Here is a 25541-nt window from a genome sequence, read left to right as displayed (position 1 = left end):
CGATTCAGACGACGGCCAACGGCAGCGCCCCGGGGATGACGGGTGCGGGCAGATCCGATTCACCCATCAGGTGGGCGTCGACGGCGTGCGCCGCGCTGCGGCCCTCCGCGATGGCCCACACGATCAGCGACGCGCCGCGGTGGGCATCGCCGCACACGAAGACGCCGGGAGCGTCGGTCTGCCAGTCCGAACCGCACGGCAGCGCACCGCGGCGGTTTAGCGTCAGCTCCAGTCCGTCGAGCAGCGGCATGTGCTCCACACCCTCGAACCCGATAGCCAGCAGCGCCAGCTCGCACGGGATCTCCAGGGTCTCGCCGACCGGCACGATGTGCCGCCTGCCCTCGGCGTCCCGCTCCACCGTGACCTCGGCGATCTCCAGCGCGCGCAGGTTGCCCGCGCCGTCGCCGATGAACCGCTGCACGGCCACCTCGTAGCGCCGGTGCCCACCCTCGGCGTGCGCGGGTGAGAGCCGGGTGCGCAGCACCAGCGGCCACGTCGGCCACGGTGACCGGGTGTCGTCGCGCTGCTCGGGCGGTTCGGGGTTGTAGTCGAGCTGGGTGACCGACGCCGCGCCCTGGCGGTGCGCGGTGCCCAGGCAGTCGGCGCCGGTGTCGCCGCCGCCGATGATGACGACGTGCTTGCCCGCGGCCGAGATCGTCGACGGTCCGTCGCCCTCGCACTCCCTGTTGGCGGGCACCAGGTGCTCCATCGCCAGGTGCACACCGTTGAGCTCACGGCCCTCGACGTCGTTGTCGCGGGCGCGCAGCGCGCCGACGGCGAGCACCACCGCGTCGTAGCGGGCCCGCAGCTGCTCGACGGTGAGGTCGACACCGACCTCGCACTCGGTGACGAAGCGGGTGCCCTCGGCGCGCATCTGGGCCAGTCGCTGGTTGAGCGTCGACTTCTCCAGCTTGTACTCCGGGATGCCGTACCGCATCAGGCCGCCGAGCCGGTCGTCACGCTCGTAGACCGTCACATCGTGGCCGGCGCGGGTGAGCTGCTGGGCGGCCGCCAGGCCGGCAGGCCCGGAACCCACCACCGCGACCCGCTTACCGGTGGCGATGGCCGCCGGCTGGGGTTCCACGATGCCCATCGCCCAGGCGTGGTCGGCGATGGTGTTCTCGATCCGCTTGATCGTGACGCTGCCGCCGGTGCGGTCCTCCCCGATCGACAGCACGCAGGCCGCCTCGCACGGTGCCGGGCACAGCCGACCGGTGAACTCCGGGAAGTTGTTGGTGGCGTGCAGCCGGTCGCTGGCCGCGTCCCACCGCCCGCGGCGGACCAGGTCGTTCCACTCCGGGATCAGGTTGCCCAGCGGACAGCCCGCGGTTCCCGAGTGGCAGAACGGGATTCCGCAGTCCATGCAGCGGCGGGCCTGCTGGGACACCTCCGCGGCGCGGTCCTGCGGGCTCTGCCGTTCGTAGACCTCGTGCCAGTCGCCGACCCGTTCGTCGACCGGCCGCTTGGGCGCCTCGACCTTGTGCACCTTGAGAAATCCGCTGGGATCAGCCACGGCTCGCCTCCATGATCGCGGTGTCGACGTCGCGGCCCTCGGCCTTGGCCATCCGGGTCGCCTGCAGCACGCGCTGGTAGTCGCGCGGCATCACCTTGGTGAACTGGGCGCTGCGGCGCGGCCAGTCCGAAAGCACCGACGTCGCCAGGGTGCTGCCGGTGCGGCGGGCGTGCTCGGCGACCACGCCGTGCAGCCACAGCAGGTCCTCGGCTTCGAGGCGCTGCAACTCAACCATCGCGGTGTTCACCCGGGCCGGGTCAAGGCCGAGCACGTAGGCGATGCCGCCGGACATGCCTGCCGCCATGTTGCGGCCGGTGCGGCCGAGCACCACCACCCGGCCGCCGGTCATGTACTCGCAGGCATGGTCGCCGACCCCCTCGACGACGGCGAGCGCGCCGGAGTTGCGGGCGCAGAAGCGTTCCCCGACCCGGCCGCGCAGGAACACCTCGCCCGAGGTGGCGCCGTAGAGCAGGGTGTTGCCTGCGATCACGTTGTCCTCGGGCAGGAACAGCACGTCGTCGGGCGGCCGCACGATCACCCGGCCACCGGAAAGGCCTTTGCCCACATAGTCGTTGGCGTCGCCGATCAGCTCGAGGGTGATGCCGGGCGGGAGGAACGCCCCGATCGACTGGCCCGCCGACCCGGTGAGGGTGATGTTGATGGTGTCGTCGGGCAGGCCGGCGGCGCCGTAGCGCCGGGTCACCTCGGCGCCGAGCAGGGTGCCGACGGTGCGGTTGACGTTGCGGACCGGCAGTTCCAGCCGGACCGGATGGGCGTCCTCGAGTGCGCCCTCGGCCAGCTGGATCAGCGTCTGATCCAGCGCCTGGTCGAGTGCGTGGTACTGGTCCTTCACCTTGCGCCGCTGGGTGATCTCGGCGCCGTGCGCGTCGGTCGGCACCGCGAAGATCGGGGCCAGGTCGAGCCCCTTGGCCTTCCAGTGCGCGACGCCGGCGGCGGTGTCGAGCATCTCGGCGTGCCCGACGGCCTCGTCGATGCTGCGGAACCCGAGGTCGGCCAGATAGCGGCGGATGTCCTCGGCGATGAACCGGAAGTAGTTCTCCACGAACTCCGGCTTGCCGTTGAACCGGGCCCGCAGTTCGGGGTTCTGGGTGGCCACGCCGACCGGGCAGGTGTCGAGGTGACAGACGCGCATCATGATGCAGCCGGACACCACAAGCGGTGCGGTGGCGAAGCCGAACTCCTCGGCGCCGAGCAGAGCGGCGACGATGACGTCGCGCGCGGTGCGCATGCCGCCATCGCACTGGACGGTGATGCGGTCACGCAGACCGTTGAGCATCAGTGTCTGCTGTGCGTCGGCAAGGCCGATCTCCCACGGCGCGCCTGCGTGTTTGAGCGATGTCAGCGGTGCCGCGCCGGTGCCGCCGTCGTAGCCGGAGATCAGCACCACGTCGGCGTGCGCCTTGGAGACTCCCGCGGCCACGGTGCCCACGCCGACGCTGGCGACCAGCTTGACGTGGATGCGGGCCTGGTCGTTGGCGTTCTTGAGGTCGTGGATGAGCTGGGCGAGGTCCTCGATGGAGTAGATGTCGTGGTGCGGCGGCGGCGAGATGAGCCCGACGCCCGGTGTGGAGTGCCGGGTCTTGGCGATGTTCGGGTACACCTTGTAGCCCGGGAGCTGTCCGCCCTCACCGGGTTTGGCGCCCTGGGCCATCTTGATCTGGATGTCGCTGGCGTTGACCAGGTAGTCGCTGGTGACGCCGAAGCGGCCGGAGGCCACCTGCTTGACCGCGCTGCGGCGGCGGGGATCGTAGAGGCGGTCGACGTCCTCGCCGCCCTCGCCGCTGTTGGACCGGCCGCCGAGGTTGTTCATGGCGATGGCCATGGTCTCGTGCGCCTCGGCGCTGATGGAGCCGTAGCTCATGGCGCCGGTGTTGAATCGGGTGACGATCGAATCGACGGACTCCACCTCCTCGAGCGGGACCGGCGGGCGGACGTCGGTGCGGAACTCGAACAGCCCGCGCAGCGCGCCGCCGTCGCGGGCCAGCCGGTTCACCTCGTCGGAGTACTGGCGGAACACCTCGTGGCGGCCGGTGCGGGTCGAATGCTGCAGCAGGAACACCACTTCGGGGGTGAACAGGTGCAGCTCGCCCTCGCGGCGGAAGGCGTACTCACCGCCGACCTCGAGGCGCCGGTGCACGCGTTCGGTGGGGTTCTCGGGATAGGCGCGGCGGTGCCGGAGCTTGACCTCCTCGGCAATGACGTCGAGGCCGATGCCGCCGAGCTGGGTGGGGGTTCCGGTGAAGTACTCGTCGATGACGTCGCGGTCGATGCCCACGGCCTCGAAGGCCTGGGCGGCGGTGTATGACGCGACGGTGGAGATTCCCATCTTGCTCATCACCTTCGTGACGCCCTTGCCCAGCGCCTTGAGGTAATTGCGGACGGCGGTGGCCGGTTCGATGCCGGTCAGTTCGCCCTCGCGGATGAGGTCCTCGATCGACTCGAACGCCAGGTACGGGTTGACGGCAGCGGCGCCGAAGCCGATGAGCATGGCGATGTGGTGGACCTCGCGGGCGTCGCCGGATTCGACGACCAGCGCCACGGCGGTGCGCTCCTTGGTCCGCACCAGGTGGTGGTGCACGGCCGAGACCGCGAGCAGGGACGGGATCGGCGCGCGGGTGTGGTCGGAGTCGCGATCCGAGATCACCAGGGTGCGCGCGCCTTTGGCGATCGCGTCGCAGGCTCGGTTGCGGAGTTCGTCGAGGGCGTCGGCGAGGCCTTCGCCGCCGCGCTCGACGTCGTAGAGCGCCTTGAGGACGGTGGTGCGCAGACCGGGGTGCTCACCGTCGGCGTTGATGTGGACGATCTTGTTGAGCTCGTCGTTGTCGAGAACCGGCCACTTGACCAGGATCTGGCGGCAGGAGGCGGCGGTGGGTTCGAGCAGGTTCTGCTCAGGGCCCATCACCCGGGACATGCTGGTGACGACCTCTTCGCGGATCGCGTCCAGCGGCGGGTTCGTCACCTGGGCGAACAACTCGACGAAGTACTCGTAGAGCAGGCGGGAACGTTCCGACAGCACCGCCGTGGGGGTGTCGGTGCCCATGGAGCCCAGCGGTTCGGCGCCGGAGGCGGCCATCGGGGTGAGCAGGATGCGGAGCTCTTCCTCGGTGTAGCCGAAGGAGATCTGCCTGCGGACGACCGAGTCGTGGTTGGGCTGCACCCTGGCGCGGTCGGGCAGGGTCGCGAGGTCGAGGAGGCCGGCGTGCAGCCACTCGCCGTACGGTTCGGCCTTCGAGAGCTGTTCCTTGATCTCGTCGTCGGGAACGATGCGGCCCTGGGCGGTGTCGATGAGCAGCATCCTGCCCGGCTGCAGGCGGCCCTTGGCGACGATCCGGCTGGACGGCACGTCGAGCACCCCCGCCTCACTAGCGAGGATGAGCCGGTCGTCCACCGTGCGCCACCAGCGTCCGGGTCGTAATCCGTTGCGGTCCAACACCGCTCCGACGACGGTGCCGTCGGTGAAGGTGACGCAGGCCGGACCGTCCCACGGTTCCATCAGGGAGGCGTGGAATTGCCAGAACGCGCGCTCGGCGAGGTCCATGGCCGAGTCGTTCTCCCACGCTTCGGGAATCATCATCAGCACGGCGTGCGGCAGCTCGCGGCCGCCGAGGTGCAGGAGTTCGAGCACCTCGTCGAATGACGCGGAGTCGGACGCCTCGGGCGTGCAGATCGGCGAGAGGCGGCTGATGTCGCCGGGGATCTTGGCGCTGGCCAGCATCGCCTCGCGGGCGTGCATGCGGTTGCGGTTGCCACGCACGGTGTTGATCTCGCCGTTATGGGCGACGAACCGGAACGGGTGTGCCAGCGGCCAGGACGGAAAGGTGTTGGTGGAGAAGCGGCTGTGCACGATCGCCATGGCGCTCACGCAGCGCTCGTCGCGCAGGTCGGCGAAGAACTGCGGCAGCTGGACGGTGGTGAGCATGCCCTTGTAGGCGATGGTGCGGCTGGACAGCGTCGGGAAGTAGGCCTCGGCCTCGGCTTCCGCGCGCTTGCGCAGGGGGTAGACGCGGCGGTCGAGGTCGATGCCCCCGGGGCGGGCGCCGTTGTTCTCGGGCGCGGCGACGAAGAGCTGGGAGAAGTAGGGCATACAGCTCAGCGCGGTGGCGCCGACACCGGCGCCGTCGGGGGCGACGGGCAGCTTGCGCCAGCCGAGGATCTCCAGGCCCTCTTCCCCGGCGATGGCCTCGATGCGCTTCGTCGCGGTGGCGCGGGCGGCCGAATCCTGGGGCAGGAAGCAGAGTCCCGCGGCGAAGGTGTTGCAGCCGTCGTCGGTGGGTGCGGGCAGGTCGAAGTCGACGACGTCGCGGAACAGCTCGACCGGGAGCTGGATGAGGATGCCCGCGCCGTCGCCGCTGTTCGTCTCCGCGCCGGCGGCGCCGCGGTGGTCGAGGTGTTCGAGGGCGACGAGGCCGTCGGCGACGATGGAGTGGGTGCGGCGGCCCTGGATGTCGGTGATCATGGCGACGCCGCAGGAGTCGGCCTCGTTGGCGGGGTCGTACAGACCTTGCGGTCGAGGAAATGCCGAGAACAGCATTCGTTTGGTACCTCCGCAGTCCGGATTCTTTCGATTCCGGGACTGCACCGGCCCGAAGAGCAAGTGTATCAGCGGAGGTGGGTTGCTACCCGTCGAGAAGAGTCGGGACCAGCGGAAACCCGGGGAGGTTGCGCACCACGGTCCAGGCGGTCGCGGTGACCACGAGCACAGCGATGGCCGCGATCGGCATGGGGCGGCGCCCGAGCCGCCACCGCACCGCGAACCACAGTGCCAGCAGCGGGAGGCCGACGAGCAGGAAGACGTTGTCGGACACCGCGGCCGCGACGTCGCCGTGCAGCAGGTCGTGCGTCATGCGCAGGCCACCGCAGGCCGGGCAGTCCCAGCCGGTCAGCTGCTTGAAGGGGCAGCCGGGGAACAGGAAGCCGGGGCGGTGCGGATCGGCGATGCCGATGTAGGCGAGGCAACCGGCCACCACCGCGCCGGTGCCCAGCGCGCCGTACAGCCGGGTGCGGCTGCTCGATGCGACGCTAGGTTCCATCGCGCAGCGGACGTCCCTGCGGGTCGCGCACCTTGTCGGTGAGGATGAGGATGGCGTCGACGATGCCCCAGATGACGGCGCCGATGCCGCAGGTCACCAGGCCCACGACGAGCTGGATGACGCCGAGCTTGGTGTCACCCATGTAGATGCGGCCGATGCCGACGAGTCCGAAGAGACCGATGAGCTGGAGGAGTCCGGCGACGATCTTCGACTTGTCGGAGAACGGCTCACCGGTCATCGGGTGACGGCCGAAGGGCGCCATCTGGTCGTACTGGCCGGGGGGCGGGTATTGGCCGGGTGGCGTGCCGTACTGCCCTGGGGGCGGGTACTGGCCGGGCGGAGTGCCGTACTGCCCGGTCGTGCCGTACTCACCGGGCGGGGTGCCGTACTGGCCGGAAGTTCCGTACTGGCCGGGCTGGGTCTCGTGCTGGCCGGGAGGCGGTGGGTACTGCCCCGGCGGAGGTGGCGGGGTCGTGCCCTCTGAGCTGCTGCCGAACTGCGTGGGATCGGTCATGCCGCCAGCATGCCAGAACCCCCGGTTCCCCATAAGGGAGGGAAACCGGAAAAGGTGCGGCGGCTTTCAGAAGGGTGGTGGTTCGTCGCCGGGTTGTGGTGGTGGCTTGGGGGCGAACAGTGCGTCGAGTGCTTGTCTGCGGGCGCGGCGGCGGGCCTCGCGGTGTTCGCGATTCTGCTGGCGTTCCGCGGCGATGCGGGCGGCGCGGGATTGGGCTCTAGTGCGTTGCCGTTTGGGCATCATCGCGGTGCGCTCACCGCATGGATCGTCTTGAGTGTTGCGTCGTTCGGCGGCGGCCGTCGGAGCGCAGAGGCTGGGGAACAGTTCGGCGCTCCCCGGTCTGGTGGTGTAGGTCTGGCCTGCTGGGCTGGTCCAGATCACGGTGCCGTCGCGATGTTGTTGGTCGTGCCAGCCCCAGAACGTTTTGATCAAATGGTGAAGGCGGCATAGGCATTTCAGGTTCGACGCCTGGGTCGGCCCGCCTTGGCTGTAGGGGATGGTGTGGTCGATGTCGGTGCTGAAAGCCGCCACGTCGCAGCCCGGGAATCGGCAGCCCATGTCGCGGCACCGCACGAACTCCGCCAGATTGCGCGACGGGGTGTAGCGCGGCTCGGGCGGGGCGTCACCGGGATGGACCAGCGGCCGGATCGTGGCCTGCTCGACTAAGTCGGCCATCTGTTCGGGCGGCAGGATGCCATCGTTGTGCGCCTAGCTCGCCACCGACTCATCGGTGGTGTCGTCCGGGGTGTCGGCGACGGTGTGGGCCGGGGTTTCGGCGTCGGCGCCGGTATCCGTTTCGGTGGCAGCGGCGTCGCAGTCGGAGTCGGTGTCGGGGGTGCCCACGGTGTCGGTGTCGACGGCCGCCTCAGTGTCGGCGGCAGCCCCACCATCGGTGTTGGGGCCGGTGATGGTGTGGATGACGAAGGAGGCGGCGAAGGCGTCCTTCTTCGGGCAATCAGCGTTGGCGCATTGGCAGGGCAGGCGTTCGGCGCCGCTGCACACCGCGGCGATCGCATCGACACGACGCTGCCTTTTGGTGCGGGGGTCATCGGGGCACACGGTGTCGGCCATCGCGTCGACACTCCGCTCGAAGATCTGGGCATCGACGGTGCTCATGGTGCCGCCGAAGGTGCTCATCCCGTCGAGGCCGTCGTTGACCCAGAATTCCCGGAGTTCGGCGGCCCTCTTGCGTCGCCGCACCGCGTCCCGATCCTGGCGGGCGATGATCCGGTCGACATGACCGCACAGCTGACCATGACTCAATGTCATCAACCGCACGGCCGCACCGGCCAACGCCGCATCCACCCCAGCCAGGATGTCGGGGTCGGTGATCAAGCTGGTGCGGTGCAGCAACACGTCCACAACGGCCATGCTCAGATCACCGGCCCGGAACACCGCCGCCACCAGCGGTAGCCGTTCCCGCAAACCCCGAGCCAGGCCGACCTGGATCGACGCCGACCCATGACCGATGTTCAACGCGGCGGCGACTTCGGCAGCCACCGCACACTGGGTATCGACGGCCCATTGGTCACTGATCTCGTCACGCTCGGCGAACCGCAATGCATACAGGTCGCCGATCGCGGTCAGCCGCGCCGCGGCCTGCTGGTTCTCCCGGCGCACCGCCGCCAGCACGGCGGAGATCAACTCGCGCGCGTGGACCGACTCCGGACGGGCGACGGCCAGTACTTGGTCGAAGCTTGCCTGCGCCGGATCGAACATACATTCGATTATGGCAGAGGGGTACGACGCGCAACAGCCGAAAATTGCCGCTGTGGATAACCGATCAGCGGTTGCGTCGCCACCAGCGGCGCCGCGGCGTCGACGGCGGCGGAGCGACCTGGATCTCGTACTTCGCCGCCTCTGCCTCATCGACACCGGCGACTGCACTGTCGTGGACTTCCTCTGCCGCGGCTTCCGCCTCTACGGCGTCCTCGCCCTCGACTGACCCCAACCCGCCCACGTCGGCGCTCTCGGAGTCCGCCGCCGAAGTATCAGTGGCGGGCTCCTCGCCGGCATCGGTGGCCAGGTCGTCGGCTTCCACAGCGGGCTTGTCCCCGACCGGTTGGGCGTGGTCGTCGACGGGCTCTGCAACCTCGGTGGCCGCTTCGTCCTCGGTGTCGGCTTCGTCGCCGGTGCCGGCCTGCTCATCGACGGCAAGATCATCGACTTCTGCAGCCGCCGTGGCGTTCTCCCCCACCGGCTGCTCTTCGTCGGCCTCGACAGCGTCGGCCTCGGCCTCAACCGCCTCATCAACGACAGCATCGGCCTCGGCTACATCGGCCTCAACCGCCTCAGCCTCATCGACACCCTCGACCGCCGCCTCATGCACCTCTGCAGCAGCCGCCTCAGCCTCGACGGCATCCTCACCCTCAACCGAACCCACACCACCGACATCGTCGGCGGATTCGGCGGGCTGCTCGTCGACGACAGCATCGGCTTCCGCTACCTCAGCCTCAACCGCCTCAGCCTCCCCCACACCCTCAACCGCCGCCTCATGCACCTCTACAGCAGCCGCCTCAGCCTCGACGGCATCCTCACCCTCAACCGAACCCACACCACCGACATCGTCGGCGGATTCAGCGGGCTGCTCGTCGACGACAGCATCGGCCTCCGCTACCTCGGCCTCATCGACATCGCCGGCGGATTCGGCGGGTTCATCGGCCTGCTCGTCGGCGACAGCATCGGCTTCGGCTACCTCGGCCTCAACCGCCTCAGCCTCATCGACACCCTCCACCGCAGCCTCATGCACCTCTGCAGCAGCGGCCTCCGCCTCGACGGCATCCTCACCCTCGACTGACCCCACACCACCGACAGCGTCGGCGGATTCGGCGGGCTGCGATTCCGTAGCGGCCTCGGTCTCAATCTCGGATTCGGACTCGATGCTCGCAAGCGCCGCCTCGTGGGCTTCGTCGGCGGCCTTCTCGGCCTCGACGGGATCGTCACCCTCGACCGCACCGAGACCCGTCTCGTCAGCTTCTTCACCCGCAACGGCGAACTCGTCGGCTTCGGCGATCTCCTCGGCCGGCGCCTGCTCGACGTCGGCAGTCAAAGCCTCCGCCTCGAGCACCGCCTCCGCCTCGCCGGTCTCACCGTCGGCTCCATCACCGGCCGCCGCGAATTCTTCGGCTTCGGCGATCTCCTCAGCCGGCGCCTCCTCGACGTCCACCGCCAGCGCGTCCGCCTCCAACGCCGCCTCGGACGGCGACTCACGGCCTTCGGCACCGTCCGACTCGTCCTCGCGGCCCGCGACTTTCGCCGCGGCCACCACGGCGCCCGCGGCTGCGGACGTCCCGGCGACCACCTTGACGAGCTCTTCGACGTCGGATTCCTCGTCGTCCGTCTTGCCGCGCAGCGTCGCCGGATCCTCCCGACCGCGCGGCGCGGCCATGATGTAGATGACCGCGCCGATGAACACGAATCCCGACGTGAACGAGTTGACTCGGATACCGGCGAACTCCGTGGCGAAGTCGCTGCGCAGCAGCTCGATCCAGAACCGGCCGAGGCAGTATCCGGCGACGTACAACGCGAACAGCCGACCGTGGCCGATCTTGAACCGGCGGTCGATCACGATGAGCAACGTGAAGATCAGCAGGTTCCACAGCAGCTCGTACAGGAACGTCGGGTGGACGATCTGCACCAGCGTGCCGTTGGACACGCCGTTGAGATCATCGGGCACACGCTGGTAGATCTCCAGCCCCCACGGCAGCGTGGTCTGCCTGCCGAACAACTCCTGGTTGAAGTAGTTGCCGAGCCGGCCGATCGCCTGCGCCAGGATGATCCCCGGGGCGACCGCATCACCGAACGCGGGCAACGGGATGCCCCGCAATCGGCACGCGATCCACGCACCGACACCACCGAGCGCCACGGCGCCCCAAATGCCGAGACCGCCCTCCCAGATGCGCAGGGCTCCACCGAGTCCCACGCCGTACTCACCGAAGTACTTCTCCCAGTCGGTGATCACGTGGTACAGCCGCCCGCCGATCAGCCCGAACGGAACCGCCCACAGCGCGATGTCGTAGATGACGCCGGCCTCACCGCCCCGGTTCTGCCACCGCCGGTCGCCGATGATCAGCGCGGCGACGATGCCGACGATGATGCAGAACGCGTACGCGCGGATGGGAAGCGGCCCGAGATACCACACGCCCTGAGCGGGGCTGGGAATGTAGGCCAACGTCGATGTCACGCGGTGATCCTCTGCCTTACCCCGTCCGCAAGTTCTTCGGTCAGTGCTCGCATCGCGGGGATGCCGTCGGTCAGCGCCGACACCAGGGCCGACCCGACGATCACGCCGTCGGCGTACGCACCGATCTCGGCGGCCTGCTCCCGTGACCGCACGCCCAGACCCACGCCGACGGGAATGTCGGTGACCGCCTTGACCCGCGCGACCAGTTCCGGCGCGAGATTGGACACCGCGTCGCGCGCACCCGTCACGCCCATGGTCGACGCCGCGTAGACGAATCCGCGCGACGCCTCCACCGTCTTCGCCAACCGCTCCTGCGTCGACGACGGCGCGACCAGGAAGATGCGGTCGAGGTCGTGCGACTCCGAGGCCGACATCCACTCGTCGGCCTCGTCGGGGATCAGGTCGGGCGTGATCAGCCCGAGCCCACCGGCCGACGCGAGATCGCGGGCGAAGGCGTCGACGCCCAGTCGCAGCACCGGATTCCAATAAGTCATCACCACGGCGCGGCCACCGGCATTGCTGATCGCCTCGACCGCCGCCAGCGCGTCGCGGACCCGCACCCCGCCCTGCAGCGCGACCTCGGTCGCGGCGGCGATGGTCGGTCCGTCCATTCCGGGATCCGAGTACGGCACGCCGACCTCGATGAGGTCACACCCCGCCTCGACCAGCGCCGTCATTGCCTCGATGGACCCCTGCACGTCCGGGTAACCCGTGGGCAGGTAACCGATCAACGCCGCTCGGCTCTCCGCGCGGCACTGGCCGAAGAGCGCATCCAACCGGCTCACGGCGCCGCCTTGTCGAGCAGTCCGAACCACTTCGCCGCCGTCTCGACGTCCTTGTCGCCGCGGCCGGACAGATTGACCAGGATCACCGCTCCGGCACCGAGTTCGGCGCCCAGCTTCAGCGCACCGGCCACCGCGTGCGCGGACTCGATCGCCGGGATGATGCCCTCGGTCCGGCACAGCAGCGAGAACGCGTCCATCGCCTCGGTGTCGGTGATCGGCCGGTACTCGGCGCGGCCGAGGTCTTTCAAGTAGGCGTGCTCGGGCCCCACACCCGGATAGTCCAGGCCGGCGGAGATGGAATGCGACTCGATGGTCTGCCCGTCGTCGTCCTGCAGCAGGTACGAGAACGAACCCTGGAACGCCCCCGGCGATCCGCCGGTGAAAGTTGCGGCGTGCCTTCCGGTTTCGACACCATCGCCGGCGGCCTCGTATCCGACGAGCCGGACCCCGGGGTCGTCGATGAAGGCGTGGAAGATCCCGATCGCATTGGAACCGCCACCAACGCAGGCGGCCACGGCATCGGGCAACCGTCCCGCCTGATCCTGGATCTGCACCCGCGCCTCGAGTCCGATGACCCGTTGGAAGTCACGCACCATCGTCGGGAACGGATGCGGGCCCGCGGCCGTGCCGAAGCAGTAGTAGGTGTCGTCGGCGTTGGTGACCCAGTCGCGGAACGCCTCGTTGATGGCGTCCTTCAACGTCTTCGAGCCCGCCTCGACCGAGACCACCTCGGCGCCGAGCAGTCGCATCCTGGCCACGTTCAGCGCCTGCCGGGCGGTGTCGACCGCGCCCATGTAGATCACGCAGTCCAGGCCCAGCAGCGCACAGGCGGTCGCGGTCGCCACCCCGTGCTGGCCGGCGCCCGTCTCGGCGATGACCCGGTTCTTGCCCATCTGCCGGGCCAGCAGCGCCTGCCCCAGCACATTGTTGATCTTGTGAGATCCCGTGTGGTTGAGGTCTTCCCGCTTCAGGAAGATGCGCGCGCCGCCGGCGTGCGTACTGAGGGCCTCGGCCTCGTACAGCGGCGACGGCCGCCCGCTGTAGTGACGCTGCAGCCGGTCGAGCTCGTCGAGGAAAGTCTGGTCGCCGCGCGCCTTCTCGTAGGCGGCGGTGACCTCCTCGATCACCGCCATCAACGCCTCGGGGACGAAACGTCCTCCGTAGGCGCCGAAATGGCCTCGGGCGTCGGGTTCGTGGCCGCTGGGTTCTGCCACGGCCGCGCTGGAACGCGGCAGCTCCGGGCCGGCGAGGTCCGCCACGGGCTAGCGTGCGGGTTTCGGGCAGGACGGATGCGTGCCTGCGGTCACCAGATCGGCGACGGCACTACGCGGGTCACCGCTGGTGACCAGGCCCTCGCCGACGAGCACCGCGTCGGCGCCCGCGCCTGCGTAGGCCAGCAGGTCAGCGGTGCCGCGCACCCCGGACTCGGCGATCCGGATGACGTTCGAGGGCAACCCGGGCGCGATGCGCGCAAAGCAGTCCCGGTCGACCGTCAGCGTCTTGAGGTCGCGGGCGTTGACGCCGATCACCGTGGCGCCGGCCTGCAACGCGCGGCTGGCCTCCTCCTCGGTGTGCACCTCGACCAGTGCCGTCATGCCCAGCGACTCGGTGCGCTCCAGCAGCGATTCCAGCGCGGGCTGCTCCAGCGCGGCGACGATCAGCAGCAGCATGTCGGCGCCGTGCGCCCTGGCCTCGTGGATCTGGTACGGCCGGACGATGAAGTCCTTGCGCAGGACGGGGATCGACACCGCGGCCCGCACGGCGTCGAGGTCGTCGAGCGATCCGTGGAAGCGGCGCTCCTCGGTCAGCACGCTGATGACGCGTGCGCCGCCCGACTCGTAAGCGCGGGCCAGTTCGGCCGGATCGGCGATCGAGGCGAGCTCCCCACGCGACGGGCTGGCCCGCTTGACCTCGGCGATCACACCGATACCGGGTTCGCGCAACGCCGCCATCACGTCGAGCGGGGCCGGCGCACGAGCGGCCCGCTCCTTGATCTCCGTGAGGCTGACGAGGGCTTCCCGTGCGGCGACGTCGGCGCGGACTCCTTCGATGATGGAGTCGAGCACGGTGGCCGAACTCATAGCCCCTCGGTTCCCTTCCGGTACGCCGCCCCCAGCGACGGACGATCTCCTCCGAAGGGTAGTCGGCACCCCACGATCCGCTGTCACCGACCCTGGTTGTCGGGACCGGTCGGGTCGCGGCCCTCGTCGAGTGCGTCCCAGATCATCCGTTCCGACATCCCGTCGGGTCCCGAGGCGCCCTCGCCGCCCTCCTGACGGGCTGCCGCTTCGCGTCGCGCGGCCGGAGCCGCGTACTTGCCCGGCGTCGCGCGTGCCCTGGCGGCCGAGCGCATCAGCAACACCGCGCCGACCAGCGCGCACACCGCCGCCACCACGGCGATCGCGGCGCCGGTGTGATACCTCTGGGCACCGGTCAGGTCGGCCACCGGCACCTCCGCCAGGTCGGCGGCGCGCGGCCCCACATCGCGCACCACCCACAGGGTGATCGCCAGGTAGGCCATGCCGGCGCTGGCCAGTGCCACCAGCACCGCGAGCAGGCGCAACGGCCAGCCCCGCACCGCCAGTGCGGCGACGGCGGCGGCCAGCACCAGCAGTGCCAGCGGGATCAGCGCCGTCGACCAGGACGCCCCGGTCAGCGCGGTCGTCCGGGGATGGGTCAGCCCGTCGAACGAGCTGACCTGCACCCACGTCATCCGCGATGCCACCCACAGCGCCCCCGCGGCGAGCACCAGGAGCAACTGCGCGACCCGGATCACGGCGCCGACGATTCGGCTTCGGGTGCGGTCAAGGTCTCCGCGGCGGCGATCGCGTTGAGCACCGCGCGGGCCTTGTTCGCCGCCTCGGTGTACTCGTAGGGGCCGTTGGAATCGGCCACGACTCCCCCGCCGGCCTGCACGTAGGCGGTGCCGCTGCGGATCAGCGCCGTGCGGATCGCGATCGCGAAGTCGGCGTTGCCCGCGAAGTCGAGGTAGCCGAGCACGCCGCCGTACAGCCCGCGCCGGGTCTTCTCGACCTCCTCGATCAACTCCATCGCCCGGACCTTGGGAGCGCCGGAGAGCGTCCCCGCGGGGAAGCAGGCCGTCACCGCGTCCAGGGCGGTCCGGCCGTCGGCGAGGCGGCCCTTGACCGTCGAGACCAGGTGCATGACATGGCTGTACCGCTCGATGTGGCTGTAGTCCTCGACCCGGACGGTGCCCGGTTCGCATACCCGGCCCAGGTCGTTGCGGCCCAGGTCGACCAGCATCAGGTGCTCGGCACGTTCCTTCTCGTCGGCGAGCAGTTCCTTCTCCAGCAGCAGGTCGTCCTCTTCGGTGTCGCCGCGCCACCGGGTCCCGGCGATCGGGTGGGTGGTCACCTTGCGATCCTTCACCGTGACCAGCGCCTCGGGGCTGGACCCGACGATCGAGAAGTCGAGGCCGCCCGCGTCGTCGGGGACGTTGAGCAGGTACATGTACGGGCTGGGATTGCTCACCCGCAGCATCCGGTACACGTCGAGGGGATCGGCGTCGGTGTCCATCTCGAAGCGCTGCGACGGCACCACCTGGAACGCCTCACCGGCCTCGATGTCGCCGACCAGCCTCTCGACGATGGCCGTGTACTCCTCGACCGTCCGCTGCGCGCGGTGGTTCGGGGCGGGCCGGGTGAACGTCGCCACCGTCGAGTGCAGCGGCTGGCCCAGCGCCTCGGTCATCACGTCGAGTCGCGCCACCGCGTCGTCGTAGGCCCAGTCCACCCGCTCGTCGGTGCCGTTCCAGTTGACCGCGTTGGCGATCAGCGTGATCGTGCCCTCGTGGTGGTCCACCGCGGCGACGTCGGTGGCCAGCAACAACAGCATGTCGGGCAGGCCCAGGTCGTCGACCGCCAGTTCCGGCAGCCGCTCCAGCCGGCGCACCATGTCGTAGGCGAAGAAGCCGACCAGCCCGGACGACAGCGGCGGAAGTCCGGGCAGCGCGGCAGTCTCCAACAGCGTCAACGTGTCTCGCAGCGCCTGCAGCGGATCGCCACCGCGCGGCGCGTCCTTCGGCGTCACGCCGAGCCAGACCGCCTCGCCGTCGCGGACCGTCAACGCCGACGGCGCCCCCGCACCGATGAACGACCAGCGCGACCACGAGCGGCCGTTTTCGGCCGATTCCAGCAGGAAGGTCCCCGGCCGGTTCGCGGCGAGTTTGCGGTATGCCGACAGCGGTGTCTCACTGTCGGCCAGGACCTTGCGCGTCACCGGCACCACGCGGTGTTCGGCGGCCAGCGCGCGGAAGTCCGCCCGTGAGGTCGTGACTGTCGTCTGCACGGGTCGATTCTCCCAGACCGGTCGGATCGCACCGACAGTCAGTGCGCGTAGCGTGAGCGCCATGAAACGTGGTGACCAGGTCACAGAGTTCGAACTGCCCGACCAGACCGGCACGGTGCGCAGCCTCACGAGTCTGCTCGCCGACGGTCCGGTCGTGCTGTTCTTCTACCCCGCCGCGTTGACACCGGGCTGCACCAAGGAGGCCTGCCACTTCCGCGACCTCGGCGCCGAATTCGCCGCTTTGGGCGCGTCGCGGGTCGGGATCAGCACCGACGCCGTGACCAAGCAGGCCAAGTTCGCCGACACCCAGCGCTTCGACTACCCGCTGCTGTCGGACTCCGACGGCGCCGTGGCCAGCGCTTTCGGCGTCAAGCGCGGCCTGCTGGGCAAGTTCATGCCCGTCAAGCGCACCACCTTCGTGATCGACACCGACCGCACCGTGCTCGAGGTGATCTCCAGCGAGATCAACATGGACACCCACGCCGACAAGGCGCTGGAGGTGTTGCGCCAACGGCAGTCCGCGTGACGGGCGGCCCGCAGGCATGACACCCGTTCTCGAACTCGCCGACGTCACGTTCCGCCGCGACGGCAAGCAGATCATCGACGGCATCTCGCTGACCGTGCACCCGGGCGAGCACTGGGCGCTGCTGGGGCCCAACGGCGCGGGTAAGAGCACACTGCTCAACTTCTGCGCCGCGGAGACGTTCCCGAGCTCCGGCACGGTGCACGTGCTCGGCGAGCAGATGGGGCGCACCGAGCTGGCCCGGCTGCGCCGGTCCATCGGTCACGTCAATCCCCGCCACCGCCTTCAGTACCCGTTGACCGTTCGCAACGTCGTCCTGACCGGCATCACCGCCACCATCGACACGCCGAACCACTGGACGCCCTCGGCCGACGAGCAGCGCCGCGCCGACGCCCTGCTCGAGACCGTGGGCCTCACCCGGCTGGCGGACCACGTCTGGCCGACGCTGTCGCAGGGCGAGCGGGGCCGCACTCTCATTGCCCGAGCGCTGATCTCGGACCCCCGGCTGCTGCTGCTCGACGAACCGACCACCGGCCTGGACGTCGCAGCGCGCGAACAACTGCTCGAGACCATCGACTCGCTCGGCGACGCGCACCCCGAGGTGGCGTCGATCCTGGTGACCCACCATCTCGAGGAACTGCCCACCACGACCACCCACGCGCTGCTGATCGCCGACGGCCGCACCGTCGCCTCCGGCCCGGCGCGCGACGTCGTCACCACCGACAACGTCACCGCGGCGTTCGACCACCCGGTGCGGGTGACCTACGACGACGGGCGGTGGACCGCCCGCGCCAAGGCGAGCCGCATCGACGTCTGATCACGAGGCGACCGCAGAGATGCACCCGGAACAGCTGACGATCCCGGTCGAGACGGTCCGCGCCCTGGTGGCCGAGCAGTTCCCGCGGTGGCGGCATCTGCGCATCGAACCGGTCGAATCGGGCGGCACCGTCAACGCGCTGTTCCGCCTCGGTGACCGACTCGCCGCCAGGCTGCCCCTCGAGCACGGCGACGTCGCCGCGACACGCCAGCGTGTGGAGTCCGAGTCGCTCGCCGCCCGAGAGCTCTCGGGAGTCACCAGGTTCCGCACACCGGAGCCCGTCGCGATAGGCGGTCCCGGCGCGGGATACCCGCTCCCGTGGTCGGTGCAGACATGGGTGCCCGGGGCGGTGGCCGCCGGGGACGACACCGCCGCGATGACGGCCCTCGCGGCAGACCTCGCCGAGTTCGTCGACGGCGTGCGGACCATGGACACCAGGGGACGCGCATTCGACGGCCAGGGCCGGGGAGGCGACCTCACGACCCACGACGAATGGATGGCGCAGTGCTTCGAACGCAGCGAAGCGCTCCTGGACACGTCTCGACTTCGCCCGCTCTGGAACCACTTTCGAAAGTTGCCACGCCACGATGGCGACGTGATGACGCACGGCGACCTGATTCCCGGCAACATCCTCGTCGAGGGCGGACGGCTGGCCGGAGTCATCGACGTCGGTGGACTCGGGCCTGCGGACCCGGCGCTCGACCTGGTGTGCGCCTGGCACCTGTTCGACCGTGCCCCCCGCGAAGTGTTCCGCGCTGCCCTGAGATGTGACGACCTGCAGTGGGAACGCGGCAGGGCATGGGCGTTCGAGCAGGCGATGGGCCTGGTCTGGTACTACCGCGACAGCAACCCCGCGATGAGCGCGACCGGGCGCCTGACGCTCGAACGCATCCTGGCCGACGAAGCCACCGCCTGACCGGCCGACGCTACTTCTGGTCGGCGGGCCCCAGCAGCAGATCGGCGTCGAAGCAGGTGCGGGTGCCGGTGTGGCAGGCCGCGCCGACCTGGTCGACCTCCAGCAGCACGGTGTCGCCGTCGCAGTCCAACCGCACCGAGTGCACGTACTGGGTGTGGCCGGACGTCTCGCCCTTGACCCACTGCTGCTGCCGGGACCGCGAATAGTAGGTCCCCCGGCGGGTTTCCAGCGTGCGCGCCAGGGCGGCGTCGTCCATCCACGCCACCATCAGCACCTCGCCGGTGCCGCGCTGCTGCGCGACGGCGGTGAACAGGCCGTCGGCGTTGCGTTTCAGCCGCGCCGCGATGTCCGGATCGAGTTCGCTCATCGCTGTCCTCGGCTCTTCGCGCAAGCGCTCATCGCACCGTGATCCCTTCCGCCGCCATGGCCGCCTTCACCTGGCCGATGGTCAGCTCACCGAAGTGGAAGACACTGGCCGCAAGCACGGCGTCGGCGCCCGCCTCGACCGCGGGCGCGAAGTGCCCCAACGCACCCGCCCCGCCGCTGGCGATCACCGGCACCGTCACCGCACCGCGCACCGCGCGCAGCATCGGCAGGTCGAACCCCGCCTTGGTGCCGTCGAAGTCCATCGAGTTCAGCAGGATCTCACCGACCCCGAGTTCCGCACCGCGGGCGGCCCATTCGACCGCGTCGACCCCGGTCCCCCGCCGGCCGCCGTGGGTGGTGACCTCCCAGCCCGACGGCGTCGGTTCCTCGCCGTCCGGCACGGTGCGCGCGTCCACCGACAGCACGATGCACTGTGAGCCGAACTGACGGGCCAGTTCCGCCAACAGTTCCGGGCGGGCGATCGCGGCGGTGTTCACCGAGACCTTGTCCGCGCCTGCGCGCAGCAGCGAGTCCACATCGGCCACCGAGCGCACACCACCGCCCACGGTCAACGGGATGAACACCTGTTCGGCGGTGCGCCGCACCACCTCCAGCATCGTGGTCCGGCCCGACGACGACGCCGTCACGTCGAGGAAGGTCAGCTCGTCGGCGCCCTCGGCGTCGTAGACGGCCGCCAGCTCGACGGGATCGCCTGCGTCGCGCAGGTTTTCGAAGTTCACACCCTTGACCACGCGGCCCGCGTCGACATCGAGGCACGGGATGATCCGCACCGCGAGCCCCGCGCCGGCCGTCACCGGTACCCCTGCGGGTCGCCGGCGGACGCCACGATGTCGAGGATCTCACCGTGCACGCGGGGCAGCCCGGCGAGCGCCGAGCGCGAGCGCGGCGTCCACGGCGCCCCCTCGAGGTCGGTGACGACGCCACCGGCCGCCCGAACCAGCGCCACCCCCGCAGCATGATCCCAGACGTGGTGGCCGAAGCTGATGGAACCGCCGAGGATTCCCGCGGCGGTGTAGGCGAGGTCCACTCCGGTGGCGCCGTGCATGCGCATCCTGGAGCAGTGCCGGCTCAGGCCTTCCAGCACCGTGATGCGGTAGCGGCCCGGGAAGCGGCCTTTGGAGTCGACGTTGAACGTGCCGGTTCCCACCACGGAGTTACCGAGCGCAGCCGCCTCCAGGGGCTTCTGCGCCACTCCGTTGGCGTACAACGGTTCACCGATCACAGCGGTGTAGCGCTGCGAGGTGAACGGCAGCCAGGTCAATCCGGCGACGGGCTCGCCGTCGCGCAGCAGGCCGAGCAGGATCGCCGACGTCGGCAGGCCCGCGGCGTAATTGAAGGTGCCGTCGATCGGGTCGAGCACCCACACCAGCGGTGAGTCGATGTCCGCTCCGCCGTACTCCTCGCCGTGCACCCCGATCCCGGTGGCGGCCTCCAGCCTTTCGACCACCTGCCGTTCGATGGCCAGGTCGACCTCGGTGGCGAAGTCGTTGCCCTTCTTCTGCACCGCCGAATCCGCGCCGTGGCCCTGCACGAACGGCACGGCTGCCTCGTCGAGGATGGCCGCAGCCTCTCTGACCAGACCTTGCAGGTCGGCCTCGCCGAGTGCCATCGAGTGTTACTCGCCCACCGCTGCCAGCGCCTGCGGCAACGTGAAGCGGCCCGCGTACAGCGCCTTGCCGACGATCGCGCCCTCGACGCCGCGGCCGGTGAGGGTGGCGATCGCACGCAGGTCGTCGAGGCTTGACACGCCGCCGGAGGCGATCACGGGCGCATCGGTTCGGTCGGCCACGGCGCCGAGCAGGTCGAGGTTGGGACCGGTGAGCGTGCCGTCCTTGGTGACGTCGGTGACCACGTAGCGCGAGCAGCCCTCCCGGTCGAGCCGGTCGAGCACCTCCCACAGGTCCCCGCCGTCGGTCTCCCAGCCGCGCCCGCGCAGCCGCTGCCTGCCGTCCTCGATGAGCACGTCCAGTCCGACGGCCACCTTGTCGCCGTGCTCGGCGATCGCCTGCGCGCACCACTGCGGGTTCTCCAGGGCCGCGGTGCCGATGTTGACCCGGGCGCACCCGGTGGCCAGCGCCGCACGCAGCGACTCGTCGTCGCGGATGCCGCCGGACAGTTCCACCGCGACGTCGAGGCGGCCCACCACGTCGGCGAGCAGTTCCCGGTTGGAGCCACGGCCGAACGCGGCGTCGAGGTCGACGAGGTGGATCCAGTCGGCGCCGTCACGCTGCCAGCCCATGGCGGCGTCGAGCGCCGAGCCGTACTCGGTTTCGCTGCCCGCCTTGCCCTGTACCAGGCGCACGGCGCGGCCCTCGACCACGTCGACGGCGGGCAGCAGGATCAGCGGGGTGTCGGCAGGCACGGTCGGCAACCTTAGCTCAGCCCGCGGACCCAGTTGTCCAGCAGCGTCGCCCCGGCGTCACCGCTTTTCTCCGGGTGGAACTGGGTCGCCGCCAGGGCCCCGTCCTCGACGGCGGCCAGGAACGGGACGTGGTGGGTGGCCCACGTCAGCTTCGCGGCCGGGTCGCCTTCCCACTGCTGCGCGGCGTAGGAGTGCACGAAATAGAACCGGGTGTCGGGGTCGAGCCCGGCGAACAGCGTGGTGCCCGCAGGCGCGTCCACCGTGTTCCAGCCCATGTGGGGCGTGACCGGAGCGTCAAGGCGGACCACCGAACCCGGCCACTGCCCGCATCCGGCGCTCTCCACCCCGAACTCGACGCCGCGGGTGAACAGGATCTGCATGCCCACGCAGACTCCGAGCACCGGCCGCCCCGCCGTCACCCGCTCGGCGATGATCTTCTCGCCGCCGATCCCGCGCAGCCCGACCATGCACGCCTCGTACGCACCGACGCCCGGCACCACGAGGCCGTCGGCGTTCAGGGCGGCGTCGGCGTCGGCGGTGACCTCCACGTCTGCGCCGGTGCGTTCCAGCGCGCGCTGCGCGGAGCGCAGATTGCCCGAGCCGTAGTCGAGCACGACGACTCTGGCTGTCACAGCGTGCCTTTCGTGGACGGGACGCCGGTCACCCTGGCGTCGTACTCCACGGCCTGGCGCAGCGCCCTGGCCACCGCCTTGTACTGGGCCTCGGTGATGTGGTGCGGGTCGCGGCCGTAGAGCGTACGGACGTGCAGCGCGATGCGCGCGTTGAACGCCAGCGACTCGAACACGTGCCGGTTGATGACGGTGTGGTACGGCGCGCTCGAGCCGGCGATCGTGAACTCGACCATGAACTCCGGCTCCCCGGTGTGCACGAAGTACGGCCGCCCCGACACGTCCACCGCGGCGTGGGCGAGGGTCTCGTCCATCGGGATGAACGCGTCGCCGAACCGGCGGATGCCCTTCTTGTCCCCCAGCGCCTGGCCGAGGGCCTGGCCGAGCACGATCGCGGTGTCCTCCACCGTGTGGTGCGCCTCGATGTCGACGTCGCCGGTGGCGTGCACGGTGAGGTCGAAGCTGGCGTGGCTGCCCAACGCGGTCAGCATGTGGTCGAAGAACGGTACGCCGGTGGCGATGTCGACGATGCCGGTGCCGTCGAGGTCGAGTTCGACGACGATGTCGGACTCCTTGGTCTTGCGTTCGACCCGGGCGCGGCGGGTGCCGGCGAGGATGTCGGTCATGATGCTCCTAGGGGCTGGACCAGCTCGGCGGCGGCGAGTTCTGCGCTGGCCGCCAGCAGCGCGTCGTTCTCCTCGGCGAGACCAGTGGTGGCCCGCAGATAACCCGGAATGCCCACGTCGCGCACCAGGATGCCTTCGGCGAGGTAGCACTGCCAGCTGGCGGGTGCGTCGGCGAACTCACCGAACAGCACGAAGTTCGCGTCGCTCGGGATGACACGGAATCCCATGCCGGACAATGCGGCCGACACCCGTTCGCGCTCGCTGATCAGCGTGGCCACGCTGGCCAGCGTGTCGTCGGCGTGCCGCAGGGCGGCCCGCGCGGCGGCCTGGGTGACCGACGACAGGTGATAGGGCAGCCGCACCAGCAGCATCGCGTCGATCACGGCGGGCGCGGCGATCAGGTAGCCGAGCCGGCCGCCGGCGAACGCGAAGGCCTTGCTCATCGTCCTGGTGACGACCAGCCGGTCCGGGTACTCCTCGACCAGTCGCACCGCGCTGGGCTGTGCGGAGAACTCGCCGTATGCCTCGTCGAGGATCAGGATCCCAGCAGGCATCGCGTCGAGGAGCCTGCGCAGGTCGTCGAGCGGAACGCTCTGCCCCGACGGGTTGTTCGGGCTCGCCACGAACACGATGTCGGGCCTGCGTTCGGTGACCGCGGCCACCGCGACGTCCACGTCGAGGCCGAAGTCGTCCGCGCGGGCGGCCGCCAACCACTCGGTCTGGGTGCCGTCGGCGATGATGGGGTGCATCGAATAGGACGGCACGAATCCGATCGCGGAGCGGCCGGGGCCGCCGAACGCCTGCAGGAGCTGCTGCAGGATCTCATTGGAACCATTTGCCGCCCAGAGGTTCTCGACACTGACCGGACAACCGGTCCGCAGCCCGACGTAGTCGGCGAGGTCGGTGCGCAGCGCGACGGCGTCGCGGTCCGGATAGCGGTGCAGGTCCGCCGCGGCCGCGGCCACCGACCGGGTGACGTCGTCGACCAGCGCCCGGCTCGGCGGGTGCGGGTTCTCGTTGGTGTTCAGCCGCACCGGCACCGCGAGTTGCGGCGCACCGTAGGGCGACTTGCCCCGCAGGTCGTCGCGCAGCGGCAGGTCGGCCAGGCCGACGCGTTCTCCGACGGTCATCTCTCGAACCTCCGCCGCACCGCTTCGCCGTGGCCGGGCAGGTCCTCGGCATTGGCCAGGGTGATGACGTATCCCGAGACGTCCTTGAGCGCGGCCTCGGTGTAGTCGACGACGTGGATGCCGCGCAGGAACGTCTGCACCGACAGGCCGCTGGAGTGCCGCGCGCACCCCGCCGTGGGCAGCACGTGGTTGGAGCCCGCGCAGTAGTCGCCGAGGCTGACCGGCGAATAGGGTCCGACGAAGATCGCCCCCGCCGACCGGATCCGCAGCGCCACCTCGGGGGCGTCGACGGTCTGGATCTCGAGATGCTCGGCGGCGTAGGCGTTCACGGTGCGCACACCCGCGTCGAGGTCGTCGACCAGCACGATGGCCGACTGCCTGCCCGCCAGCGCCGTCGCGACCCGCTGCCGGTGCACGGTGGTCCGGAGTTGTTCGGCCAGTTCGCGTTCGGTCGCGTCGGCCAGGGCGACGCTGTCGGTGACCAGCACGCTGGCGGCCATCTCGTCGTGTTCTGCCTGACTGATCAGGTCGGCGGCGACGTGCACGGGGTCGGCGGTGTGGTCGGCCAGGATCGCGATCTCGGTGGGGCCGGCCTCGGCGTCGATGCCGACCTGCGAACGGCAGATGCGCTTGGCGGCGGTGACGTAGATGTTGCCGGGCCCGGTGATCATGTCCACCGCGGCGAGCTCGGCGCCGTCGGTGTCGGCGCCGCCGTAGGCCAGCAGCGCGACGGCCTGGGCACCGCCCACCGCCCACACCTCGTCGACGCCGAGCAGTGCGGCCGCGGCGAGGATCGTCGGGTGCGGCAGCCCGCCGAACGCGGCCTGCGGCGGAGAGGCGATGACGAGGGAATCCACCCCGGCGATCTGGGCGGGCACCACGTTCATCACCACGCTGGACGGGTAGACCGCGTTGCCGCCGGGCACGTACAGCCCGACCCGCTCGACGGGAACCCAGCGCTCGGTGACCGTGGCTCCGGGGCCGAGCGTGGTGGTCGTGTCGGTGCGGCGCTGGTCGGCGTGCACCGCACGGGTCCGTTCGATCGCGACCTCGAGGGCGATCCGCACGTCGGCGGGCAGTGCGTCCAGGGCGGCGCCCATTTCGGCGACCGGAACTCGCACGGCCGCGGGACGGACGCCGTCGAAGGTCTCCCCGTACTCCAGGGCGGCCTCGGCCCCGCGCTCGGCCACCGCGTCGACGATCGGCCGGACCCTGGGCACGACGGACTCCACGTCGACGCCGCCGCGTGGCAGCGCGGCCCGCAGCTGCGCTGCCGTCATGGTGCGGCCGCGCAGATCGGTTCGGGCGATCACCGTTGCCGCGCTGGTGGCGACCTCGGAGCCGGTCGGCGATACATTCACATGGACCATTGTCCCAGAGCTGCACAAATCGATATGGAGGCGTCGTGGCCGACCTGCCCAGGATGTTCCCCGAGTGGCTGGACCGCATTCAGATCAAGTACATGAACCCGGTGATCAGGCCGCTCGCCGGCCGGCTGCCGGGCATCGCGAAGCTGACGCACCGCGGCCGGAAAAGTGGTCGCACCTACCAGACCCCGGTCACGGCCTACCGCAGCGGCGGCGAGGTGGCGATCGTGCTCGGCCACGGCGAAACCGACTGGGTGCGCAATGTGCTCGCCGCCGGTGAGGCCGACCTCCAGCTGTTCCGGGACCGGGTGCACCTCGGCAATCCCCGTGTCGTGCCGCCCGGTTCGACCGTCGCGGCGCTGCCCGGTTTCGCCCGGCGTCAGGCCAAGAATCTCGCGGTGTTCGTGGCGGACGTCACCTGACAGACTGC

23 protein-coding genes and 1 pseudogene are annotated in these 25541 nt (G+C 70.2%); 4 read left to right on the top strand and 20 right to left on the bottom strand.

Annotated elements, in window-relative coordinates:
- Nucleotides 1–4: 4 nt before the first annotated feature.
- The 12 genes and pseudogenes from O6P37_RS12640 to O6P37_RS12590 form a co-directional block, all read right to left on the bottom strand.
- Nucleotides 5–1513, bottom strand: coding sequence for a glutamate synthase subunit beta (locus O6P37_RS12640; protein WP_269894381.1), 1509 nt, complete (start codon nucleotides 1511–1513; stop codon nucleotides 5–7).
- Nucleotides 1506–6065: a glutamate synthase large subunit gene (gene gltB / locus O6P37_RS12635; RefSeq protein ID WP_269894380.1), complete on the bottom strand. Its 4560-nt coding sequence runs from the start codon at nucleotides 6063–6065 to the stop codon at nucleotides 1506–1508. The genes O6P37_RS12640 and gltB overlap by 8 nt, the downstream gene beginning before the upstream one ends.
- Before the next feature lie 85 nt (nucleotides 6066–6150).
- Complete coding sequence (locus O6P37_RS12630) at nucleotides 6151–6564, bottom strand: DUF2752 domain-containing protein (RefSeq protein ID WP_269894379.1); 414 nt, start codon at nucleotides 6562–6564, stop codon at nucleotides 6151–6153.
- Nucleotides 6554–7078, bottom strand: coding sequence for a TM2 domain-containing protein (locus O6P37_RS12625; RefSeq protein WP_269894378.1), 525 nt, complete (start codon nucleotides 7076–7078; stop codon nucleotides 6554–6556). The genes O6P37_RS12630 and O6P37_RS12625 overlap by 11 nt, the downstream gene beginning before the upstream one ends.
- Nucleotides 7079–7144: 66 nt before the next feature.
- Nucleotides 7145–7777 (bottom strand): annotated as a pseudogene (locus O6P37_RS28520) (DUF222 domain-containing protein); the annotation flags it as partial.
- 9 nt (nucleotides 7778–7786) lie between these two features.
- Entirely contained in the window at nucleotides 7787–8797 is a 1011-nt protein-coding gene (locus tag O6P37_RS28515) for a DUF222 domain-containing protein (RefSeq protein ID WP_408633159.1), read from the bottom strand.
- 64 nt (nucleotides 8798–8861) lie between these two features.
- Complete coding sequence (lgt, locus tag O6P37_RS12615; protein ID WP_269894377.1) at nucleotides 8862–11261, bottom strand: prolipoprotein diacylglyceryl transferase; 2400 nt, start codon at nucleotides 11259–11261, stop codon at nucleotides 8862–8864.
- Nucleotides 11258–12046 carry a tryptophan synthase subunit alpha gene (gene trpA, locus O6P37_RS12610; RefSeq protein WP_269894376.1) on the bottom strand — a complete coding sequence of 263 codons (789 nt, stop codon included), beginning with the start codon at nucleotides 12044–12046 and terminating at the stop codon, nucleotides 11258–11260. Before trpA ends, lgt begins: the two co-directional genes overlap by 4 nt.
- On the bottom strand, nucleotides 12043–13305 hold the full coding sequence (trpB, locus tag O6P37_RS12605; RefSeq protein ID WP_269894375.1) for a tryptophan synthase subunit beta: 1263 nt from the start codon (nucleotides 13303–13305) through the stop codon (nucleotides 12043–12045). The genes trpA and trpB overlap by 4 nt, the downstream gene beginning before the upstream one ends.
- 3 nt (nucleotides 13306–13308) lie before the next feature.
- Complete coding sequence (gene trpC, locus O6P37_RS12600; protein WP_269894374.1) at nucleotides 13309–14127, bottom strand: indole-3-glycerol phosphate synthase TrpC; 819 nt, start codon at nucleotides 14125–14127, stop codon at nucleotides 13309–13311.
- An 83-nt stretch (nucleotides 14128–14210) separates the two neighbouring features.
- Nucleotides 14211–14822 (bottom strand): TIGR02234 family membrane protein, encoded by a 612-nt coding sequence (locus tag O6P37_RS12595; RefSeq protein ID WP_269894373.1) that lies wholly within the window; start codon nucleotides 14820–14822, stop codon nucleotides 14211–14213.
- Nucleotides 14819–16354, bottom strand: a complete 1536-nt coding sequence (locus O6P37_RS12590) for an anthranilate synthase component I (RefSeq protein ID WP_269894372.1) — start codon at nucleotides 16352–16354, stop codon at nucleotides 14819–14821. Before O6P37_RS12590 ends, O6P37_RS12595 begins: the two co-directional genes overlap by 4 nt.
- 61 nt (nucleotides 16355–16415) lie before the next feature.
- Between O6P37_RS12590 and O6P37_RS12585 the strand changes: the two genes are divergently transcribed.
- Genes O6P37_RS12585 through O6P37_RS12575 form a run of 3 tightly spaced genes read left to right on the top strand, consistent with a single transcriptional unit; the run spans nucleotide 16416 to nucleotide 18610 of the window.
- Nucleotides 16416–16880, top strand: a complete 465-nt coding sequence (locus O6P37_RS12585; protein WP_269894371.1) for a peroxiredoxin — start codon at nucleotides 16416–16418, stop codon at nucleotides 16878–16880.
- 16 nt (nucleotides 16881–16896) lie between these two features.
- A complete protein-coding gene (locus O6P37_RS12580) occupies nucleotides 16897–17694 on the top strand; it encodes an ABC transporter ATP-binding protein (RefSeq protein WP_269894370.1) in 798 nt (265 codons plus the stop codon).
- Between the two features lie 19 nt (nucleotides 17695–17713).
- Nucleotides 17714–18610 carry an aminoglycoside phosphotransferase family protein gene (locus O6P37_RS12575; protein WP_269894369.1) on the top strand — a complete coding sequence of 299 codons (897 nt, stop codon included), beginning with the start codon at nucleotides 17714–17716 and terminating at the stop codon, nucleotides 18608–18610.
- Between the two features lie 10 nt (nucleotides 18611–18620).
- On the opposite strand, the gene hisI is transcribed toward O6P37_RS12575, so the two are convergent.
- From hisI to hisD, 8 genes are read right to left on the bottom strand one after another with little or no spacing between them, the layout of a single operon-like run.
- Entirely contained in the window at nucleotides 18621–18977 is a 357-nt protein-coding gene (gene hisI, locus O6P37_RS12570) for a phosphoribosyl-AMP cyclohydrolase (protein WP_269894368.1), read from the bottom strand.
- 28 nt (nucleotides 18978–19005) lie between these two features.
- The gene (gene hisF, locus O6P37_RS12565) at nucleotides 19006–19791 is read right to left on the bottom strand and encodes an imidazole glycerol phosphate synthase subunit HisF (RefSeq protein WP_269894367.1); all 786 of its coding nucleotides are present in this window, start codon (nucleotides 19789–19791) and stop codon (nucleotides 19006–19008) included.
- Nucleotides 19788–20606: an inositol monophosphatase family protein gene (locus O6P37_RS12560; RefSeq protein WP_269894366.1), complete on the bottom strand. Its 819-nt coding sequence runs from the start codon at nucleotides 20604–20606 to the stop codon at nucleotides 19788–19790. The genes hisF and O6P37_RS12560 overlap by 4 nt, the downstream gene beginning before the upstream one ends.
- 6 nt (nucleotides 20607–20612) lie before the next feature.
- Complete coding sequence (gene priA, locus O6P37_RS12555; protein WP_269894365.1) at nucleotides 20613–21359, bottom strand: bifunctional 1-(5-phosphoribosyl)-5-((5-phosphoribosylamino)methylideneamino)imidazole-4-carboxamide isomerase/phosphoribosylanthranilate isomerase PriA; 747 nt, start codon at nucleotides 21357–21359, stop codon at nucleotides 20613–20615.
- An 11-nt stretch (nucleotides 21360–21370) separates the two neighbouring features.
- The gene (gene hisH, locus O6P37_RS12550; RefSeq protein ID WP_269894364.1) at nucleotides 21371–21991 is read right to left on the bottom strand and encodes an imidazole glycerol phosphate synthase subunit HisH; all 621 of its coding nucleotides are present in this window, start codon (nucleotides 21989–21991) and stop codon (nucleotides 21371–21373) included.
- Nucleotides 21988–22614: an imidazoleglycerol-phosphate dehydratase HisB gene (gene hisB / locus O6P37_RS12545; protein ID WP_264013524.1), complete on the bottom strand. Its 627-nt coding sequence runs from the start codon at nucleotides 22612–22614 to the stop codon at nucleotides 21988–21990. The genes hisH and hisB overlap by 4 nt, the downstream gene beginning before the upstream one ends.
- Nucleotides 22611–23744: a histidinol-phosphate transaminase gene (locus O6P37_RS12540; RefSeq protein ID WP_269894363.1), complete on the bottom strand. Its 1134-nt coding sequence runs from the start codon at nucleotides 23742–23744 to the stop codon at nucleotides 22611–22613. The genes hisB and O6P37_RS12540 overlap by 4 nt, the downstream gene beginning before the upstream one ends.
- Nucleotides 23741–25057, bottom strand: coding sequence for a histidinol dehydrogenase (hisD, locus tag O6P37_RS12535; RefSeq protein ID WP_269894492.1), 1317 nt, complete (start codon nucleotides 25055–25057; stop codon nucleotides 23741–23743). The genes O6P37_RS12540 and hisD overlap by 4 nt, the downstream gene beginning before the upstream one ends.
- 92 nt (nucleotides 25058–25149) lie before the next feature.
- Here hisD and O6P37_RS12530 point away from each other — a divergent pair, with 92 nt between their 5' ends.
- Nucleotides 25150–25533 (top strand): nitroreductase family deazaflavin-dependent oxidoreductase, encoded by a 384-nt coding sequence (locus tag O6P37_RS12530; RefSeq protein WP_269894362.1) that lies wholly within the window; start codon nucleotides 25150–25152, stop codon nucleotides 25531–25533.
- Nucleotides 25534–25541 lie beyond the last annotated feature (8 nt).

This window comes from Mycobacterium hippophais (assembly GCF_027529605.1).
In the GTDB taxonomy this organism is placed as follows: Bacteria; Actinomycetota; Actinomycetes; order Mycobacteriales; family Mycobacteriaceae; genus Mycobacterium; species Mycobacterium arseniciresistens.
The sequence above is the reverse complement of the archived record's forward strand: the minus strand, read 5'-3'. Positions and strand labels throughout refer to the sequence as shown.

Bases quoted from the DNA above. Each gene is read 5' to 3' on its own strand.
- O6P37_RS12585 (WP_269894371.1), top strand. From the start codon at position 16,416: ATGAAACGTGGTGACCAGGTCACAGAGTTCGAACTGCCCGACCAGACC.
- trpC (WP_269894374.1), bottom strand. From the start codon at position 14,127: ATGAGTTCGGCCACCGTGCTCGACTCCATCATCGAAGGAGTCCGCGCC.
- gltB (WP_269894380.1), bottom strand. From the start codon at position 6,065: ATGCTGTTCTCGGCATTTCCTCGACCGCAAGGTCTGTACGACCCCGCC.
- hisI (WP_269894368.1), bottom strand. From the start codon at position 18,977: ATGAGCGAACTCGATCCGGACATCGCGGCGCGGCTGAAACGCAACGCC.
- O6P37_RS12575 (WP_269894369.1), top strand. From the start codon at position 17,714: ATGCACCCGGAACAGCTGACGATCCCGGTCGAGACGGTCCGCGCCCTG.
- O6P37_RS28515 (WP_408633159.1), bottom strand. From the start codon at position 8,797: ATGTTCGATCCGGCGCAGGCAAGCTTCGACCAAGTACTGGCCGTCGCC.
- O6P37_RS12540 (WP_269894363.1), bottom strand. From the start codon at position 23,744: ATGACCGTCGGAGAACGCGTCGGCCTGGCCGACCTGCCGCTGCGCGAC.
- O6P37_RS12630 (WP_269894379.1), bottom strand. From the start codon at position 6,564: ATGGAACCTAGCGTCGCATCGAGCAGCCGCACCCGGCTGTACGGCGCG.
- O6P37_RS12560 (WP_269894366.1), bottom strand. From the start codon at position 20,606: ATGGCACTCGGCGAGGCCGACCTGCAAGGTCTGGTCAGAGAGGCTGCG.
- hisB (WP_264013524.1), bottom strand. From the start codon at position 22,614: ATGACCGACATCCTCGCCGGCACCCGCCGCGCCCGGGTCGAACGCAAG.
- O6P37_RS12625 (WP_269894378.1), bottom strand. From the start codon at position 7,078: ATGACCGATCCCACGCAGTTCGGCAGCAGCTCAGAGGGCACGACCCCG.
- O6P37_RS12580 (WP_269894370.1), top strand. From the start codon at position 16,897: ATGACACCCGTTCTCGAACTCGCCGACGTCACGTTCCGCCGCGACGGC.